The organism is Motilibacter peucedani (genome assembly GCF_003634695.1).
Lineage (GTDB): Bacteria > Actinomycetota > Actinomycetes > Motilibacterales > Motilibacteraceae > Motilibacter > Motilibacter peucedani.
Window position 1 is genome coordinate 44015 of the sequence record NZ_RBWV01000015.1, and the last position, 15904, is coordinate 59918.

Sequence of the window (15904 nt, forward strand, 5' to 3'; positions counted from 1 at the left end):
ACGAGGGCAGCGCGGCAGCACTTAGGATGCGGCGCCCGACGACGGAGTCGGGGCACACAGAGAGGAGCGCTCGCGTGGACTGGGTTCCCATCGCGTGGCTGGGCGCGCTGTCGTTCGGCTTCGCCGTCTTCTCGCTGGTCTCCGGCGCGCTGTCCGGGCCGCGCCGCTACAACCGCGCCAAGGCCGAGGCCTACGAGTGCGGCATCGAGCCGACGCCCCAGCCGGTCGGCGGCGGTCGCTTCCCGGTGAAGTACTTCCTCACCGCCATGCTGTTCATCCTCTTCGACATCGAGATCATCTTCCTGTACCCCTGGGCGGTCACCTTCGACAGCCTCGGGGTCTTCGGGCTGGTCGAGATGGTGCTGTTCGTCGGCACGGTCTTCGTCGCGTACGCCTACGTCTGGCGGCGCGGCGGCCTCGAGTGGGACTAGCGGCACCTCAGCTCCAGCACCAGCACCCGACCGAGCACGAAGGCGAGTTCGCACCATGGGTCTCGAAGAGAAGCTGCCGAGCGGCTTCGCGCTGTCGACGGTCGAGGGGCTGGCCGGCTACATGCGCAAGGCCTCGCTCTGGCCGGCGACGTTCGGCCTGGCCTGCTGCGCCATCGAGATGATGACGTTCGGCGGGCCGAAGTACGACTCGGCGCGCTTCGGCATGGAGGTCTTCCGCGCCTCGCCCCGCCAGGCCGACCTGATGATCGTCGCCGGCCGGGTGAGCAACAAGATGGCCCCCGTGCTGCGCCAGATCTACGACCAGATGGCCAACCCCAAGTGGGTCATCGCCATGGGCGTGTGCGCCAGCAGCGGCGGCATGTTCAACAACTACGCCATCGTGCAGGGCGTCGACCACATCGTGCCGGTCGACATCTACCTGCCCGGCTGCCCGCCGCGGCCCGAGATGCTGCTCGACGCGATCCTCAAGCTGCACGACAAGATCCAGCACACCCCGCTGGGCTCCGACGCCGTGCGCGCCGACCTGCAGGCCGAGCAGCTCGCCCTCGCCGCCCCGCCCACCAGCGCCCAGCGCGGGCTGCTGCGATGAGCGACGTGCGCGAGCCCTCGACCGCGCTCGAGGCCAAGGACGCGGGCCAGCAGCCGGAGGCGCAGCCCGACCCCGCCGCGAGCGGCGTGCCCAACGAGGTCTTCGAGCAGCGCCGCGGGTTCTTCGGCGTGCGCAACGGGCCCGACACCACCGGCTACGGCGGCCTCGTGCGCCGGGTCCAGCTGCCCGGCTCGAGCGCTCGGCCCTACGGCGGCGTGTTCGACGAGGTCGCCGACGCCCTCGAGCGGGCCTACCCCCAGCTCGACGAGGCGCTCGAGCGGGTCGTCGTCGACCGCGGCGAGCTGACGTTCGTGGTGCGCCGCACGCACCTGCTGCAGGTGATGCAGGTGCTGCGCGACGACCCGGCGCTGCGCTTCGAGTTCTGCGCGGGCGTCGCGGGCATCCACTACCCCGAGGACGCCGGCCGCGAGTACCACGCGGTCTGGCCGCTGCTGAGCATCACGCACAACCGCCGCGTACGCGTGGAGACCACCGCGCCCGCCGCCGACCCGCACGTCCCCAGCGTCGTGCGCGTCTACCCGGGCGACGACTGGCACGAGCGCGAGGCCTGGGACCTGGTCGGCATCGTCTTCGACGGGCACCCCGCGCTCACGCGCATCCTGATGCCAGACGACTGGCCCGGGCACCCGCAGCGCAAGGACTACCCGCTCGGCGGCATCCCCGTCGAGTACCACGGCGCGCAGATCCCGCCGCCGGACGAGCGGAGGTCGTACAGCGGATGAGCACCACCATGACCGACGGCTACGCGGGCGGCGAGCCCGCCGAGGGCCGCGTCTTCACCGTCTCCGGCGGCGGCGACTGGGACGAGGTGATCAGCGGTGACCTGGGTAGCGACGTCGGCAACGAGCGCATCGTCGTGAACATGGGCCCGCAGCACCCCTCCACCCACGGAGTGCTGCGCCTGATCCTCGAGATGGAGGGCGAGACCGTCACCGAGACCCGTCTCGGCATCGGCTACCTCCACACCGGCATCGAGAAGAACTGCGAGTACCGCACCTGGACCCAGGGCGTCACCTTCGTGACGCGCATGGACTACCTGGCGCCGTTCTTCAACGAGGCCGCCTACGTGCTCGGCGTCGAGCGGCTGCTCGGCATCGAGGACCAGATCCCCGAGCGGGTCAACGTCATCCGAGTGATGATGATGGAGCTCAACCGCGTCTCCTCCCACCTCGTGGCGATCGCCACCGGCGGCATGGAGCTCGGCGCTCTCACCGTCATGACCATCGGGTTCCGCGAGCGCGAGCTGATCCTCAAGGTGTTCGAGACGGTCACCGGCCTGCGCATGAACCACGCCTACTTCCGGCCGGGCGGCCTCGCCCAGGACCTCCCGCAGGGCGCGGAGCAGCTGGTGCAGGAGACCGTCGACCTCGTCCGCAGCCGGCTGCACGAGTACGCCGACCTCTGCAACGAGAACTACGTGTTCAAGGCCCGCACCGTCGGCGTCGGCTACCTCGACCTCACCGGCTGCATGGCCCTGGGCATCACCGGGCCGATCCTGCGAGCCACGGGCCTGGCGCACGACCTGCGCAAGTCCCAGCCCTACTGCGGCTACGAGGCCTACGACTTCGACGTCGTCACCCGCGACACCTGCGACGCCTACGGCCGCTTCCGGGTCCGCCTCGACGAGATCGAGCAGTCGCTCTCGATCGTCGAGCAGTGCCTGGCCCGCCTGAAGCCCGGGCCGGTGATGGTGGAGGACAAGAAGATCGCCTGGCCCTCGCAGCTCGCGCTGTCCGGTGACGGTCTCGGCAACTCCCTCGACCACATCCGCCACATCATGGGCGAGTCGATGGAGGCCCTGATCCACCACTTCAAGCTCGTGACGGAAGGCTTCCGCGTGCCACCAGGGCAGGTCTACACCGCTGTCGAGTCGCCCCGCGGCGAGCTCGGCTGCCACCTGGTCAGCGACGGCGGCACCCGGCCCTACCGCGTGCACTACCGCGACCCCTCGTTCAGCAACCTGCAGGCGGCGCCGGCCATGACCGAGGGCTCCCAGGTCGCCGACGTCATCGCGGCCGTCGCCTCGATCGACCCGGTCATGGGCGGGGTGGACCGCTGATGGCGATCAGCGAGCAGGCCCTGGTGCGCCTCGAGGCCGACGCCGCCGAGGTGATCGCGCGCTACCCGCGCCCGCGCTCGGCGCTGCTGCCGCTGCTGCACCTGGTGCAGTCGGAGGAGGGCTGGGTGAGCCCCGAGGGCGTCGAGCTGTGCGCCCGCTGGGTGGGCCTCACCACCGCAGAAGTGACTGCTGTGTCGACGTTCTACTCGATGTACCGCCGCGAGCCCGGCGGCGACTACAACGTCGGCGTCTGCACCAACACCCTCTGCGGGGTCCTCGGCGGCGACGCCATCCTCGAGCGGCTCGAGAGCCACCTCGGCGTCCACCACGGCGAGACCGCGGGCAACGTGACGCTCGAGCACCTCGAGTGCAACGCGGCCTGCGACTACGCGCCGGTCGTGATGGTCAACTGGGAGTTCTACGACAACCAGACGCCGTCGAGCGCGGTCGAGCTCGTCGACGCGCTGCAGGCCGGCACCCCGCCCGCTCCCTCGCGCGGCGTCGGCCGGCTGTGCACCTTCCGCGAGACCGAGCGCGTGCTCGCCGGCTTCGAGGACGGGCTGGCCGACACCGGCACCGGCTCCGGACCGGCCACCCTGGCGGGCCTGCGGCTGGCGCGCGAGCGCGGCTGGTCCGCGCCCCGGCCCGGCACGACGAGCACGTCGGCCGACGGGGCAGGGGCGCCTGCGACCGGCTACGGCCGGTCCGGCGGCCCCAGCGGCGACGACGCACCACTGCGTACCGCCGCCTCCGACCCCGCCAACACCACGCCCGCCGCTGCCAGCGGCTCCGGCTCCGGCAAGCCCGAGGAGCGTCCGTGACCGACCTGCTCACCCCGATGCTGTCGCGCACGTGGGACTCCGAGCGCTCCTGGTCGCTCGCGGCCTACCGCGACAAGGACGGCTACCGCGGCCTGCACGCCGCGCTGTCGATGTCGCCGGCCGACCTGATCGGCTTGGTCAAGGACTCCGGCCTGCGCGGGCGCGGGGGAGCGGGCTTCCCCACGGGCATGAAGTGGGACTTCATCCCCAAGGACGACGGCAAGCCGCACTACCTCGTGGTCAACGCCGACGAGAGCGAGCCGGGCACCTGCAAGGACATCCCGCTGATGATGGCCTCGCCGCACCAGCTGGTCGAGGGCGTCGTCATCGCCTCCTACGCGATCAAGGCGACGCACGCCTTCATCTACGTACGCGGTGAGGTGGCCTCGGTCTACCGCCGGGTGCTGGCCGCGGTGCGCGAGGCCTACGACGCGGGCTACGTCGGCAACGACATCCTCGGCTCGGGCTACAGCCTCGAGATCGTGGTGCACGCGGGCGCTGGCGCCTACATCTGCGGCGAGGAGACCGCGCTGCTCGACTCGCTCGAGGGCTACCGCGGCCAGCCGCGGCTGCGGCCGCCGTTCCCGGCGATCGCCGGCCTCTACGGCTCGCCGACGGTCATCAACAACGTCGAGTCGATCGCCAGCGTCCCGGTCGTCGTGCTCAACGGCGCCGACTGGTTCAAGTCGATGGGCACCGAGAAGTCCGCCGGCGCCACGATCTACTCGCTCTCCGGCCACGTGCAGAACCCCGGCCAGTACGAAGCCCCGCTGGGCATCACGCTGCGCCAGCTGCTCGAGATGTCGGGCGGCGTGCGCGAGGGCCACGAGCTGAAGTTCTGGACACCTGGCGGGTCGTCGACCCCGCTGCTGACGGCGGAGCACCTCGACGTGCCGCTCGACTACGAGGGCGTCGGCGCGGCGGGCTCCATGCTCGGCACCAAGGCGCTGCAGGTCTTCGACGAGACGGTGTGCGTGCTGCGGTGCGTGCTGCGATGGACGCAGTTCTACGCCCACGAGTCGTGCGGCAAGTGCACCCCGTGCCGCGAGGGCACGTGGTGGCTCGTGCAGGCGCTGGCGCGCCTCGAGGCCGGCGACGGCACCGAGGAGGACCTCGACAAGCTGCTGGACCTGTGCGACAACATCCTCGGCCGGGCGTTCTGCGCGCTGGGCGACGGTGCGACCAGCCCGATCACCAGCTCCATCAAGTACTTCCGCGAGGAGTACGTCGCCCACTTCGTCAACGGCGGCTGCCCCTTCGACCGGGCCGCCTCCACGCTGTTCGCCTCCGACCTCCTCGCCTCCGGAGCAGCACTCTGATGACCGTCACCACCACCAGCGGCGCCGCCAGCGGGGGCGAGGTCCAGCCCGAGGTCGAGCTGGTCTCGCTGACCATCGACGGGTTCGAGGTCTCGGTGCCCAAGGGCACGCTGATCATCCGCGCGGCCGAGCTGCTCGGCATCGCGATCCCGCGCTTCTGCGACCACCCGCTGCTCGACCCGGTCGGCGCGTGCCGCCAGTGCCTGGTCGTCGTCAGCGACATGGGCAACGGGCGCGGGATGCCCAAGCCGGCCGCCTCGTGCACGACCACGGTCATGCCCGGCATGGTCGTCGAGACCCAGCTCGCCTCCCCGGTTGCCGACAAGGCGCAGAAGGGGGTCATGGAGCTGCTGCTCATCAACCACCCCCTCGACTGCCCGGTGTGCGACAAGGGCGGCGAGTGCCCGCTGCAGAACCAGGCCATGAGCAACGGGCGCGGCGAGAGCCGCTACGAGGGCGTCAAGCGCACCTACCCCAAGCCCATCCCGATCTCCCCGCAGGTCCTGCTCGACCGCGAGCGCTGCGTGCTCTGCGCCCGGTGCACCCGCTTCTCCCAGCAGGTGGCGGGCGACCCGTTCATCGAGATGCTCGAGCGCGGCGCGCTGCAGCAGGTGGGCATCTACGAGAAGCAGCCGTTCGACAGCTACTTCTCCGGCAACACGGTGCAGATCTGCCCGGTCGGCGCGCTGACCGGTGCGCAGTACCGCTTCCGCGCCCGGCCCTTCGACCTGGTCTCGACTCCTACGGCCTGCGAGCACTGCGCGTCCGGCTGCTCGCTGCGCACCGACAGCCGGCGGGGCAAGGTGCTGCGCCGGATGGCCGGCGACGACCCCCAGGTCAACGAGGAGTGGAACTGCGACAAGGGCCGCTGGGCCTTCCAGTACGCGTTCGCGAAGGACCGCATCTCCTCGCCCCTGGTCCGTGACGAGTCGGGGGCGCTGGTCCCGACCTCGTGGCCCGACGCCCTCGACGTCGCCGCCCGCGGCCTGGCCGCCGCCCGCGGGCGCGGCGGGGTCGGCGTGCTGCCGGGCGGCCGGCTCACGCGCGAGGACGCGTACGCGTACGCGAAGTTCGCGCGCGTCGTGCTCGGCACCAACGACGTCGACTTCCGCGCGCGCCCGCACTCGGCCGAGGAGGCCGCGTTCCTCGGGGCGCTCGTCGCCGGCCGCGGGCCGGCACAGGGCGCGGTCACCTACGCCGACCTCGAGCGCGCCTCCACGGTGCTCCTCGTCGGGCTCGAGCCCGAGGAGGAGTCGCCCATCCTGCTGCTGCGCATGCGCAAGGCGGTGCGCAAGAAGGGCCTGCGGGTCCTGGCGCTGGCGCCCTTCGTCACCCGCGGACTGCGCAAGCTGACCGGAGAGCTGGTGCCCACCGCTCCCGGCACGGAGGCCGAGGTGCTCGACGCGCTCGGCGCAGGCGGCGAGCTGGCCCAGACCGGCGACGCGTTGCGCTCACCGGGCGCCGTGGTGCTCGTGGGCGAGCGGCTGGCCGAGTCGCCGGGTGCGCTATCCGCCGTCGCCCGGCTGGCCGCCGCCACGGGCGCGCGCGTCGGCTGGGTGCCGCGCCGCGCGGGCGACCGTGGTGCCCTCGACGCCGGCGCGCTGCCCACCCTGCTGCCGGGTGGCCGCCCGGTCGACACCCCGGAGGCCCGGGTCGACGTGGCCGCCGCGTGGGGGGTCGGCTCGCTGCCCACCGCCGCCGGGCGCGACCTCAGCGCCATCCTGGCCGCCGCCGCCGAGGGCTCGCTCGCCGGCCTGGTCGTCGGTGGCGTCGACCCCGACGACCTGCCCGACCCCGAGCTCGCCCGCCGCGCGCTCTCGACGGCCTCCTTCGTCGTCAGCCTCGAGCAGCGGCACAGCGCCGTCACCGCCGAGGCCGACGTGGTGCTGCCCGTGGCCTTCGACGTGGAGCGCGAGGGCAGCTACCTCGACTGGGAGGGGCGTCCGCGCGAGTTCGCCACGGTGCTGTCCAACCCCCAGCTCGCCTCGCCGATGCTGCCCGACACCCGGGTGCTGCACCTGCTCGCCGAGGAGCTGGGGGTCGAGCTCGGCCTGCCCGACGTGCGCAGCGCGCGCGCCGAGCTCGAGGAGCTGGGTCCCTGGGAGGGCAGGCGGACCGCTGCGCCGGCCGCAGGCGTACCCGCACCTCCGCAGCCCGCAGCGGGCCAGGCGGTCCTGTGCACCTGGCACGAGCTGCTCGACGCCGGCCGCCTCCAGGACGGCGAGCCGCTGCTCGCCGCCACCGCCCACGTGCCCGTGGCCCGGGTCTCGGCGCCCACCGCGGTCGAGCTCGGCTTCTCCGGCCCCGGTCCTGCTGGCCTCGGCGAGCTCACCGTCTCGACCGGGCGCGGGTCGCTGACGCTGCCGCTCGTCGTCACCGACATGCCCGACCACGTCGTGTGGGTGCCGACCCGGTCGGCCGGCAGCGAGGTGCGCAAGGCGCTCGGCGTCGGCAACGGCGCGACCGTCTCGGTCGAGCGCAGGGTCGCGGCGGCCGTGCTCGACGCGCCGGCCGCGGACGCCGCAGGAGACACCACTCAGGAGGACGCGCTGTGAACCACGCGCAGCAGCTGCTCGCCGACGACCCCTGGTGGCTGATCGCCGGCAAGGCCGTCGTGATCTTCGGCTTCCTGGTGCTCATCACGCTGTTCAACATCTGGTTCGAGCGCCGCGTCGTCGCGCGCATGCAGCACCGCGTCGGCCCGAACGTGCACGGCCCGTTCGGGCTGCTGCAGTCGCTGGCCGATGGCGTGAAGCTGGGGCTCAAGGAGGACGTGATCCCGAAGGGCGCCGACAAGGTGGTCTTCGTGCTCGCGCCGCTCATCTCGGTGACGCCCTCGTTCCTGGCCTTCGCCGTCATCCCGTTCGGGCCCGAGGTCTCGGTCTTCGGCGAGCGCACGACGCTGCAGCTGGCCGACTTCCCGGTCGGCGTGCTCTACGTGCTGGCCATCGCCTCGATCGGCATCTACGGCATCGTGCTGGCCGGCTGGTCGAGCGGCTCGACCTACCCGCTGCTGGGCGGCCTGCGCTCGAGCGCTCAGATGATCTCCTACGAAGTCGCCATGGGGCTCAGCTTCGTGGCGGTGTTCCTCTTCGCCGGGTCCATGAGCACCTCGGAGATCGTCGCCGCGCAGCACCGCGTCTGGTACGCACTGGTCTTGGCGCCCTCGTTCATCATCTACTTGATCTCGATGGTCGGCGAGACCAACCGTGCGCCGTTCGACCTGCCGGAGGCCGAGGGCGAGCTCGTCGGCGGCTTCCACACCGAGTACAGCTCGCTGAAGTTCGCGCTGTTCTTCCTCGCCGAGTACATCAACATGGTCAACGTCTCCGCGCTGGCCGTCACGATGTTCCTCGGTGGCTGGCGGGCGCCCTTCCCGCTCTCGCTGTGGGCCGGTGCCAACGAGAACTGGTGGCCGGTGCTGTGGTTCGTCGCCAAGGTGATGATCCTGATCTTCGTCTTCGTGTGGCTGCGCGGCACGCTGCCCCGGCTGCGCTACGACCAGTTCATGCGGCTGGGCTGGAAGCGGCTCATCCCCGCGTCGCTGGTGTGGATCCTCGCGGTGGCGACCCTGCGGGTGCTCACCAACGACGACTCGCTCACGAAGACCCAGCGCTACACCACGGTCGGCATCGCGATCGCCGTGATCGTGGTGGCCTTCGCCGCCTGGGACGTGCTGGCCGGTCGCAAGGAGCCCGACGAGCCCGCCCGGGTGCACCGCGCCCCGGTCGAGCGCGACCCGTTCGCCGGTGGGTTCCCGGTGCCGGCACTGCCCGGCGAGTCGCACAGCGCCCCGGTGGTCGCGCACGCGCAGCGCACGACCGACACTGACGAGCAGGAGGTCACCCATGCCTGAGCCCAGCACGACGCCCGAGCCGGGGCTGCTCGACGGGGTCAAGGGCTTCGCCGTCACCTTCGGCACGATGTTCCGCAAGCCGGTGACCGAGCAGTACCCCCGCGAGAAGGTGCCGACGGCGCCGCGGTTCCACGGCCGCCACCAGCTCAACCGGCACCCCGACGGGCTCGAGAAGTGCATCGGCTGCGAGCTGTGCGCCTGGGCGTGCCCCGCCGACGCGATCTACGTCGAGGGCGCCGACAACACCGAGGAGGAGCGGTTCTCCCCGGGCGAGCGCTACGGCCGCGTCTACCAGATCAACTACCTGCGCTGCATCCTCTGCGGCCTGTGCATCGAGGCGTGCCCGACGCGCGCGCTGACGATGACCAACGAGTACGAGCTGGCCGACACCACGCGGGAGAGCCTGATCTACGACAAGGAGGACCTGCTCGGGCCGATGCTGCCGGGCATGGTCGAGGCGCCGCACCCCATGGCCGAGGGGACCGACGAGCAGTCCTACTACTCGGGCAGGGTCGCCAGGGCGACGGACGCGCAGATCCGCTACGTTGCCGAGCGCGCCGCCGAGTCGGCAGGCAGCGGTGCCCCCGGCGCCGAGCCGGCGACCACGGGCGCCACCGCGGCGACCGGGCAGGTCAGCTCGTGACGGGCACCCTGGCAGCCGCGACGACGTCCAGCACGGAGGCCATCGGCTTCTGGCTGCTCGCGCCGCTCGCGGTGCTCGCCTCGGTCGGCATGCTGCTGGTGAAGAAGGCCGTGCACTCGGCGCTGCTGCTCGTCGTGACCATGGTGGTGCTCGCCGCCTTCTACCTCGCGCAGAGCGCCCCCTTCCTCGGCGTCGTGCAGATCGTCGTCTACACCGGCGCGGTCATGATGCTGTTCCTGTTCGTGCTGATGCTGGTCGGCGTCGACTCCAGCGAGTCGCTGGTCGAGACGATCCGCGGGCAGCGGCTGGTCGGGCTGCTGCTGGCGCTCGGCTTCGCCGCCATCGTCGTCGGTGCGCTGGGCCGGGCCGCGTTCGGCGACCGCCGTCCCGTCGGGCTCGGAGCCGCGAACGCGCAGGGCAACGTGCAAGGCATCGCCCAGCTGCTGTTCACCCGCTACGTGTTCGCCTTCGAGGTCACCAGCGCGCTGCTCATCACGGCGGCGCTGGGCGCCATGGTGCTCACCCACCGCGAGGCCATGGCCCCGCGCCTGACGCAGCGCGAGCTGTCGGAGGCGCGCTTCCGCAGCTCGACCCACCCCGGGCCGCTGCCGCCTCCGGGCGTCTACGCGCGCCACAACGCCGTCGACTTCCCGGCGCTGCTGCCCGACGGCACCACCTCGGACCTCTCGGTCTCGAAGGTGCTGGTCGCCCGCGGCGACGTGCAGGACATCCGGCACGGCGCGCACCCGGTGGCCGACGACGTGCGCGAGATCGAGGAGAGCGGACACCCGTGAACGTCGCCAACTACCTCTACCTCTCGGCGATCCTGTTCTCCATCGGCGCCGCCGGCGTGCTGCTGCGGCGCAACGCGATCGTCGTGTTCATGTGCGTCGAGCTCATGCTCAACGCGGTCAACCTCTCGTTCGTCACCTTCGCGCGCATCCAGGGCAACCTCGACGGCCAGATCATCGCGTTCTTCGTGATGGTGGTCGCGGCCGCCGAGGTCGTCGTCGGGCTCGCCGTGATCATCACCATCTTCCGTGCCCGCCGCTCGACCTCGGTCGACGACGCGAACCTGCTGAAGTACTGAGGACGGACGCGTGACCTCCACTTCGTACGCGCTGGCGCCTGCCCTGCTCGCGCTGCCCGTGGCCGGTGCCGCGGTGCTGCTGCTCGGCGGACGCCGCACCGACCGGTTCGGCCACGTCATCGGCACGCTGGCCTCGGTCGCGGCCTTCGTGGTCGCGGCCGTCGTCTGGGTGCAGATGATCGGCCGCGACGAGGCCGACCGTCCCGCGGTGCAGAAGCTCTGGACCTTCGTCCACACCGGCGGCTTCCGTGTGGACGTCGGCCTGCAGCTCGACCAGCTCTCGATCGTCTTCGCGCTGCTCATCACCGGCGTCGGGTCGCTGATCCACGTCTACTCGATCGCCTACATGGAGCACGACGCCCACCGGCGCCGGTTCTTCGCCTACCTCAACCTGTTCGTCGCGGCGATGCTGCTGCTGGTCCTGGCCAGCGACTACCTGCTCGTCTACGTCGGCTGGGAGGGCGTGGGGCTGGCGTCCTACCTGCTCATCGGGTTCTGGAGCCACAACCCGCCCTACGCGACCGCGGCGAAGAAGGCGTTCGTCGCCAACCGCGTCGGTGACATCGGCATGTCGCTGGCCATCGTCATGATGTTCACGACTTTCGGCGCCACCGACTTCGCACGCGTGCTGCCCAACGCCGGCTCGGCGAGCGACGGGCGGCTGACCGCCATCGGCCTGCTGCTCCTGCTCGCCGCCTGCGGCAAGTCCGCCCAGCTGCCGCTGCAGTCCTGGCTGGGCGACGCCATGGCCGGTCCGACGCCGGTGTCGGCCCTGATCCACGCGGCGACGATGGTGACTGCCGGGGTCTACCTCATCGTGCGCTCCGGGGCGATCTTCGACGAGTCGCCCGACGCCCGCCTGGTCGTGACGATCGTCGGTGCCGCGACGCTGCTGTTCGGTGCGCTGATCGGCACGGCCAAGGACGACGTCAAGAAGGCGCTCGCCGCCTCGACCATGAGCCAGATCGGCTACATGGTGCTGGCCGCGGGCCTCGGACCCGCCGGCTACGCGATCGCCATCTTCCACCTGCTGACGCACGGGTTCTTCAAGGCCGGGCTCTTCCTCGGCGCCGGCTCGGTGATGCACGCGATGGGCGACCGCACCGACATGCGCCGCTTCGGCGGGCTGTGGCGGGTCATGCCCGTCACCGGCGCGACCTTCGGCCTCGGCTACCTCGCCATCATCGGCTGCCCGCCGTTCTCCGGCTTCTGGAGCAAGGACAAGATCATCGAGGCCGCCTTCGACAAGGGCGGCACGAGCGGCTGGATCCTCGGCCTGGTCGCCCTGCTCGGCGCCGGCATCACCGCCTTCTACATGACGCGCGTCTTCGTCATGACGTTCCTCGGGCCGCGCCGCTGGCGCGACGACGTGCACCCGCACGAGGCACCGACGCTCATGACCGCGCCGATGGTCGTGCTCGCGCTCGGCTCGGTCTTCCTCGGTGGCGTCCTCACCATCGGCGCGACCCTGCAGAACTGGCTCGAACCGGCCGTGGGCAAGAGCGCCGAGGAGGGCGCCCACACGATGTCGCCGCTGGTGCTCAGCCTGCTGACGCTGCTGGTGGTGCTGGGCGGCGTCGCCGGTGCGGCCGCGATGTACGCGCGCCGCGAGGTCCCGCTCACCGCTCCGGTCGCGGGCCCCCTGACCGTCGCGGCCCGCAACGACCTCTACCAGGACGCGGTCAACGAGGCGGTGCTCATGCGCCCCGGCCAGTACGTCACCCGCTCGCTGGTCTTCGGCGACCTGCGCGGGGTCGACGGCCTGGTCAACGGGTTCGCCGCCGTCATCGGCGGCACCTCGGGACGCCTGCGCCGGCTCCAGACCGGGTTCGTCCGCAGCTATGCCCTGTCCGTGCTCGGCGGCGCCGTGCTGCTCGCCGGCGCCCTGCTGATCGTGAGGATCTGAAGCGATGACGCGACTGTCGAAGGCGAGCGTGCACCGTGGCTGACCCCGCCTTCCCCTGGCTCAGCGTCGCTGCGGCCGTCCCCGCCGTGGGCGCTCTCGCGGTGGCCGCCGTGCCGCGCGGGCGCGAGGAGCTCGCCAAGCGGGCTGCGCTCGCCGTCTCGCTGGTGACGCTGGCGCTGGTCCTCGTCGTGGCCCTGCAGTTCGACCGCGACTCGGGCCAGCACTTCCAGTTCACCGAGCTGCACGAGTGGATCCCGGCGCTGGGGGCGAGCTACTCGCTCGGCGTCGACGGCATCGCCCTGGTGCTGCTCGGGCTCACCGCGGTGCTCTCGCCGGTGTGCCTGCTGGCGTCCTGGAACGACGTGCCGAGCGAGGGACGCTCGCGACCGCAGGCCTTCTTCGCGCTGATGCTGCTCGTCGAGTCGCTGCTGGTGCTGGTCTTCAGCGCCACCGACGTCTTCCTCTTCTACGTCGCGTTCGAGTTCTCGCTGATCCCGATGTACTTCATCATCGGCGGCTTCGGTGGTCCGCGGAGGTCCTACGCGGCGGTCAAGTTCCTCATCTACTCGCTGCTGGGCGGCCTGCTCATGCTGGCCGCGGTCATCGGCACCTACGTCGCCGGCCCGGGCGGCGAGCGCGGCTTCCTCCGCACCACGCTCGAGGCGTCCTCGATCGACCCGACCACCCAGCGCTGGCTCTTCCTCGGCTTCATGGCGGCCTTCGCGGTCAAGGCGCCGCTGTGGCCGTTCCACACCTGGCTGCCCGACGCGGCGGCCGAGGCGCCGCCGGGGGGAGCGGTGATGCTCGTGGGCGTGCTCGACAAGATCGGCACCTACGGGATGATCGCCTACTGCCTCCCGCTGTTCCCCGACGCGAGCGTCTGGGCCCGGCCGGTGGTCATCGCGCTGGCGGTCGTCGGCATCGTCTACGGCGCCCTGGTCGCGATCGGCCAGGCCGACATCATCCGGCTGGTCGCCTACACCTCGATCTCGCACTTCGGCTTCATCGCGCTGGGCATCTTCGCGATGACGACGCAGTCGCAGAGCGGCTCGACCCTCTACATGCTGAGCCACGGCTTCTCGACCGCCGGGCTGTTCCTCATCGCCGGCATGCTCGTCCAGCGCCGCGGCTCCCGCCGGATCGCCGACTTCGGCGGGGTCCAGACGGTGGCGCCGCTGCTGGCCGGCAGCTTCCTGCTGGCGGGCCTCTCCAGCCTGGCACTGCCCGGCTTCTCGAGCTTCGTCAGCGAGTTCCTCGTGCTGGCAGGCACTTTCGAGCGCTACAAGGTCGTCGCCTGCATCGCGGTCACCGCGATCGTGCTGGCCGCGCTCTACATCCTCATCCTGTGGCAGCGCACGATGACCGGCCCGGTGGCCGAGGGGGTGGGCGGCGTCCGCGAGATGGTGGCCAGGGAGGCCTGGGTCGTGGCCCCCGTCATCGCCCTGCTCATCGGGCTCGGGGTCGCCCCGCAGGTCGTGCTCGACGTCGTCAACCCGGCTGTGGGCCGCACGCTACAGTCCGTCGACCAGCACGACCCGGCCCCCGTGGCCGGGCAGGCGGCGACGGCCGAGAGGACGACGAAGTGAACACGGCTGCCGCGGTCGACACCTTCCCCACGCCCCACATCGAGTACTTCGCGCTCTCGCCGCTGTTCGTCGTCCTGGGCGCCGCCGTCGTCGCGGTCCTCGTCGAGGCGCTGGCACCACGCGCGTACCGGTGGGCGCTCCAGCTCGCGGTCTCGGTGCTCGGGCTGCTCGGCGCGCTGGCCATGGTCGGCGTCGTCGCCTCCGGCGACCGCCGGGGCGTGATGGCCGAGGGTGCGGTGGCCGTCGACGGTCCCGCTCTCTTCCTCCAAGGCACGATCCTGCTGCTGTCGCTGGCGGCGCTGCTGCTCATCGCCGAGCGCTCGCTCGACTCCGGCTCGGCCGGCGCCTTCACTCCGCAGGCGTCGGCGCTGCCGGGCTCCGACGCGGAGCGCTCCGGCGCGCTTGCCGGCGTCGCCCAGACCGAGGTCTTCCCGCTCACGCTGTTCGCGGTGAGCGGCATGCTGCTGTTCCCGGCGGCCAACGACCTGCTGCTGATGTTCGTGGCGCTCGAGGTGCTCTCGCTGCCGCTCTACCTGCTGTGCGGGCTCGCCCGCCGGCGCCGCCTGCTCTCGCAGGAGGCGGCGATGAAGTACTTCCTGCTCGGCGCCTTCTCCTCGGCGTTCTTCCTCTACGGCATCGCGCTGCTCTACGGCTACGCCGGCACCGTGCGCCTCTCGGGCATCGCCGACGCCGCTGCGACCGCCTCGGGCAGCGACGCGCTGCTCCTCACCGGGGTGGCCCTGCTGACCGTCGGCCTGCTGTTCAAGGTCGGCGCCGCGCCGTTCCACGCCTGGACGCCCGACGTCTACCAGGGCGCCCCGACGCCGGTGACCGGCTTCATGGCCGCCTGCACCAAGGTGGCCGCGTTCGGGGCCCTGCTCCGCGTCTACTACGTGGCGCTCGGCGGGCTCAAGTGGGAGTGGCGCCCGCTGATGTGGGGCGTCGCCATCCTGACGATGCTCGTCGGTGCGGTGCTCTCGCTCACCCAGACCGACGTCAAGCGCATGCTCGCCTACTCCTCGATCGCACACGCCGGCTTCCTCCTCGTCGGCGTGCTCGCGGCCGACGACAAGGGCATCTCGAGCGTGCTGTTCTACCTGGTCGCCTACGGCTTCGCGACGGTCGGCGCGTTCGCCGTCGTCACCCTCGTCCGCGACGGGGCGGGCGAGGCCACCCACCTCTCCCAGTGGGCCGGCCTCGGGCGCCGCTCGCCCTGGGTGGCCGGCGCGTTCGCGCTGTTCCTGCTCGCCTTCGCCGGACTGCCGCCGACCTCGGGCTTCATGAGCAAGTACTCCGTGTTCAGCGCCGCGCTCGACGGCGGCGCCCCGCAGGTCGTCGTCGTCGGCGTGCTCGCCAGCGTCGTCGCCGCGTTCTTCTACGTGCGCGTCATCGTCCTCATGTTCTTCACCGAGCCGGGTGCCGACGCACCGGTCGTCGTGGTGCCCAGCATCCTCACGACCATCGCGCTCACCCTCGGCGTCGCGGTGACCCTGGTGCTCGGCGTGGCGCCCCAGCCGGTACTCGACCTCGCGTCCAACGCCGCGGGTTTCGTACGCTGAGCC

Annotated in this window: 14 protein-coding genes; all 14 read left to right on the top strand. The window is 71.7% G+C overall.

Going from position 1 to position 15904, the window contains the following annotated elements; translation table 11 throughout:
- Positions 1-74: 74 nt before the first annotated feature.
- Genes CLV35_RS16695 through nuoN form a run of 14 tightly spaced genes read left to right on the top strand, consistent with a single transcriptional unit; the run spans position 75 to position 15901 of the window.
- On the top strand, positions 75-431 hold the full coding sequence (locus CLV35_RS16695) for an NADH-quinone oxidoreductase subunit A (protein WP_231121964.1): 357 nt from the start codon (positions 75-77) through the stop codon (positions 429-431).
- 55 nt (positions 432-486) lie between these two features.
- Positions 487-1041: a NuoB/complex I 20 kDa subunit family protein gene (locus tag CLV35_RS16700; protein WP_121194653.1), complete on the top strand. Its 555-nt coding sequence runs from the start codon at positions 487-489 to the stop codon at positions 1039-1041.
- Positions 1038-1784 carry an NADH-quinone oxidoreductase subunit C gene (locus CLV35_RS16705; RefSeq protein WP_121194654.1) on the top strand — a complete coding sequence of 249 codons (747 nt, stop codon included), beginning with the start codon at positions 1038-1040 and terminating at the stop codon, positions 1782-1784. Before CLV35_RS16700 ends, CLV35_RS16705 begins: the two co-directional genes overlap by 4 nt.
- 8 nt (positions 1785-1792) lie before the next feature.
- The gene (locus tag CLV35_RS16710) at positions 1793-3121 is read left to right on the top strand and encodes an NADH-quinone oxidoreductase subunit D (protein ID WP_121194816.1); all 1329 of its coding nucleotides are present in this window, start codon (positions 1793-1795) and stop codon (positions 3119-3121) included.
- Positions 3121-3942 carry an NADH-quinone oxidoreductase subunit NuoE gene (gene nuoE / locus CLV35_RS16715; protein ID WP_121194655.1) on the top strand — a complete coding sequence of 274 codons (822 nt, stop codon included), beginning with the start codon at positions 3121-3123 and terminating at the stop codon, positions 3940-3942. Before CLV35_RS16710 ends, nuoE begins: the two co-directional genes overlap by 1 nt.
- A gap of 17 nt (positions 3943-3959) precedes the next feature.
- On the top strand, positions 3960-5261 hold the full coding sequence (gene nuoF / locus CLV35_RS16720; RefSeq protein WP_121194817.1) for an NADH-quinone oxidoreductase subunit NuoF: 1302 nt from the start codon (positions 3960-3962) through the stop codon (positions 5259-5261).
- Positions 5261-7816, top strand: coding sequence for an NADH-quinone oxidoreductase subunit G (locus tag CLV35_RS16725; RefSeq protein ID WP_121194656.1), 2556 nt, complete (start codon positions 5261-5263; stop codon positions 7814-7816). The genes nuoF and CLV35_RS16725 overlap by 1 nt, the downstream gene beginning before the upstream one ends.
- Positions 7813-9117 carry an NADH-quinone oxidoreductase subunit NuoH gene (gene nuoH / locus CLV35_RS16730; RefSeq protein ID WP_183062045.1) on the top strand — a complete coding sequence of 435 codons (1305 nt, stop codon included), beginning with the start codon at positions 7813-7815 and terminating at the stop codon, positions 9115-9117. Before CLV35_RS16725 ends, nuoH begins: the two co-directional genes overlap by 4 nt.
- The gene (nuoI, locus tag CLV35_RS16735) at positions 9110-9760 is read left to right on the top strand and encodes an NADH-quinone oxidoreductase subunit NuoI (RefSeq protein ID WP_121194657.1); all 651 of its coding nucleotides are present in this window, start codon (positions 9110-9112) and stop codon (positions 9758-9760) included. The genes nuoH and nuoI overlap by 8 nt, the downstream gene beginning before the upstream one ends.
- On the top strand, positions 9757-10554 hold the full coding sequence (locus tag CLV35_RS16740) for an NADH-quinone oxidoreductase subunit J (protein WP_121194658.1): 798 nt from the start codon (positions 9757-9759) through the stop codon (positions 10552-10554). The genes nuoI and CLV35_RS16740 overlap by 4 nt, the downstream gene beginning before the upstream one ends.
- On the top strand, positions 10551-10850 hold the full coding sequence (nuoK, locus tag CLV35_RS16745) for an NADH-quinone oxidoreductase subunit NuoK (protein ID WP_121194659.1): 300 nt from the start codon (positions 10551-10553) through the stop codon (positions 10848-10850). Before CLV35_RS16740 ends, nuoK begins: the two co-directional genes overlap by 4 nt.
- 10 nt (positions 10851-10860) lie before the next feature.
- Entirely contained in the window at positions 10861-12756 is a 1896-nt protein-coding gene (gene nuoL / locus CLV35_RS16750) for an NADH-quinone oxidoreductase subunit L (RefSeq protein ID WP_183062046.1), read from the top strand.
- A gap of 35 nt (positions 12757-12791) precedes the next feature.
- On the top strand, positions 12792-14342 hold the full coding sequence (locus tag CLV35_RS16755) for an NADH-quinone oxidoreductase subunit M (RefSeq protein WP_121194660.1): 1551 nt from the start codon (positions 12792-12794) through the stop codon (positions 14340-14342).
- Complete coding sequence (gene nuoN, locus CLV35_RS16760; RefSeq protein ID WP_121194661.1) at positions 14339-15901, top strand: NADH-quinone oxidoreductase subunit NuoN; 1563 nt, start codon at positions 14339-14341, stop codon at positions 15899-15901. Before CLV35_RS16755 ends, nuoN begins: the two co-directional genes overlap by 4 nt.
- Positions 15902-15904 lie beyond the last annotated feature (3 nt).

Excerpts from the sequence above, each read along its gene's own strand:
- nuoE (WP_121194655.1), top strand. The coding sequence starts at position 3,121 with ATGGCGATCAGCGAGCAGGCCCTGGTGCGCCTCGAGGCCGACGCCGCC.
- nuoF (WP_121194817.1), top strand. The coding sequence starts at position 3,960 with ATGCTGTCGCGCACGTGGGACTCCGAGCGCTCCTGGTCGCTCGCGGCC.
- CLV35_RS16700 (WP_121194653.1), top strand. The coding sequence starts at position 487 with ATGGGTCTCGAAGAGAAGCTGCCGAGCGGCTTCGCGCTGTCGACGGTC.
- CLV35_RS16705 (WP_121194654.1), top strand. The coding sequence starts at position 1,038 with ATGAGCGACGTGCGCGAGCCCTCGACCGCGCTCGAGGCCAAGGACGCG.
- CLV35_RS16710 (WP_121194816.1), top strand. The coding sequence starts at position 1,793 with ATGACCGACGGCTACGCGGGCGGCGAGCCCGCCGAGGGCCGCGTCTTC.
- nuoI (WP_121194657.1), top strand. The coding sequence starts at position 9,110 with ATGCCTGAGCCCAGCACGACGCCCGAGCCGGGGCTGCTCGACGGGGTC.
- CLV35_RS16725 (WP_121194656.1), top strand. The coding sequence starts at position 5,261 with ATGACCGTCACCACCACCAGCGGCGCCGCCAGCGGGGGCGAGGTCCAG.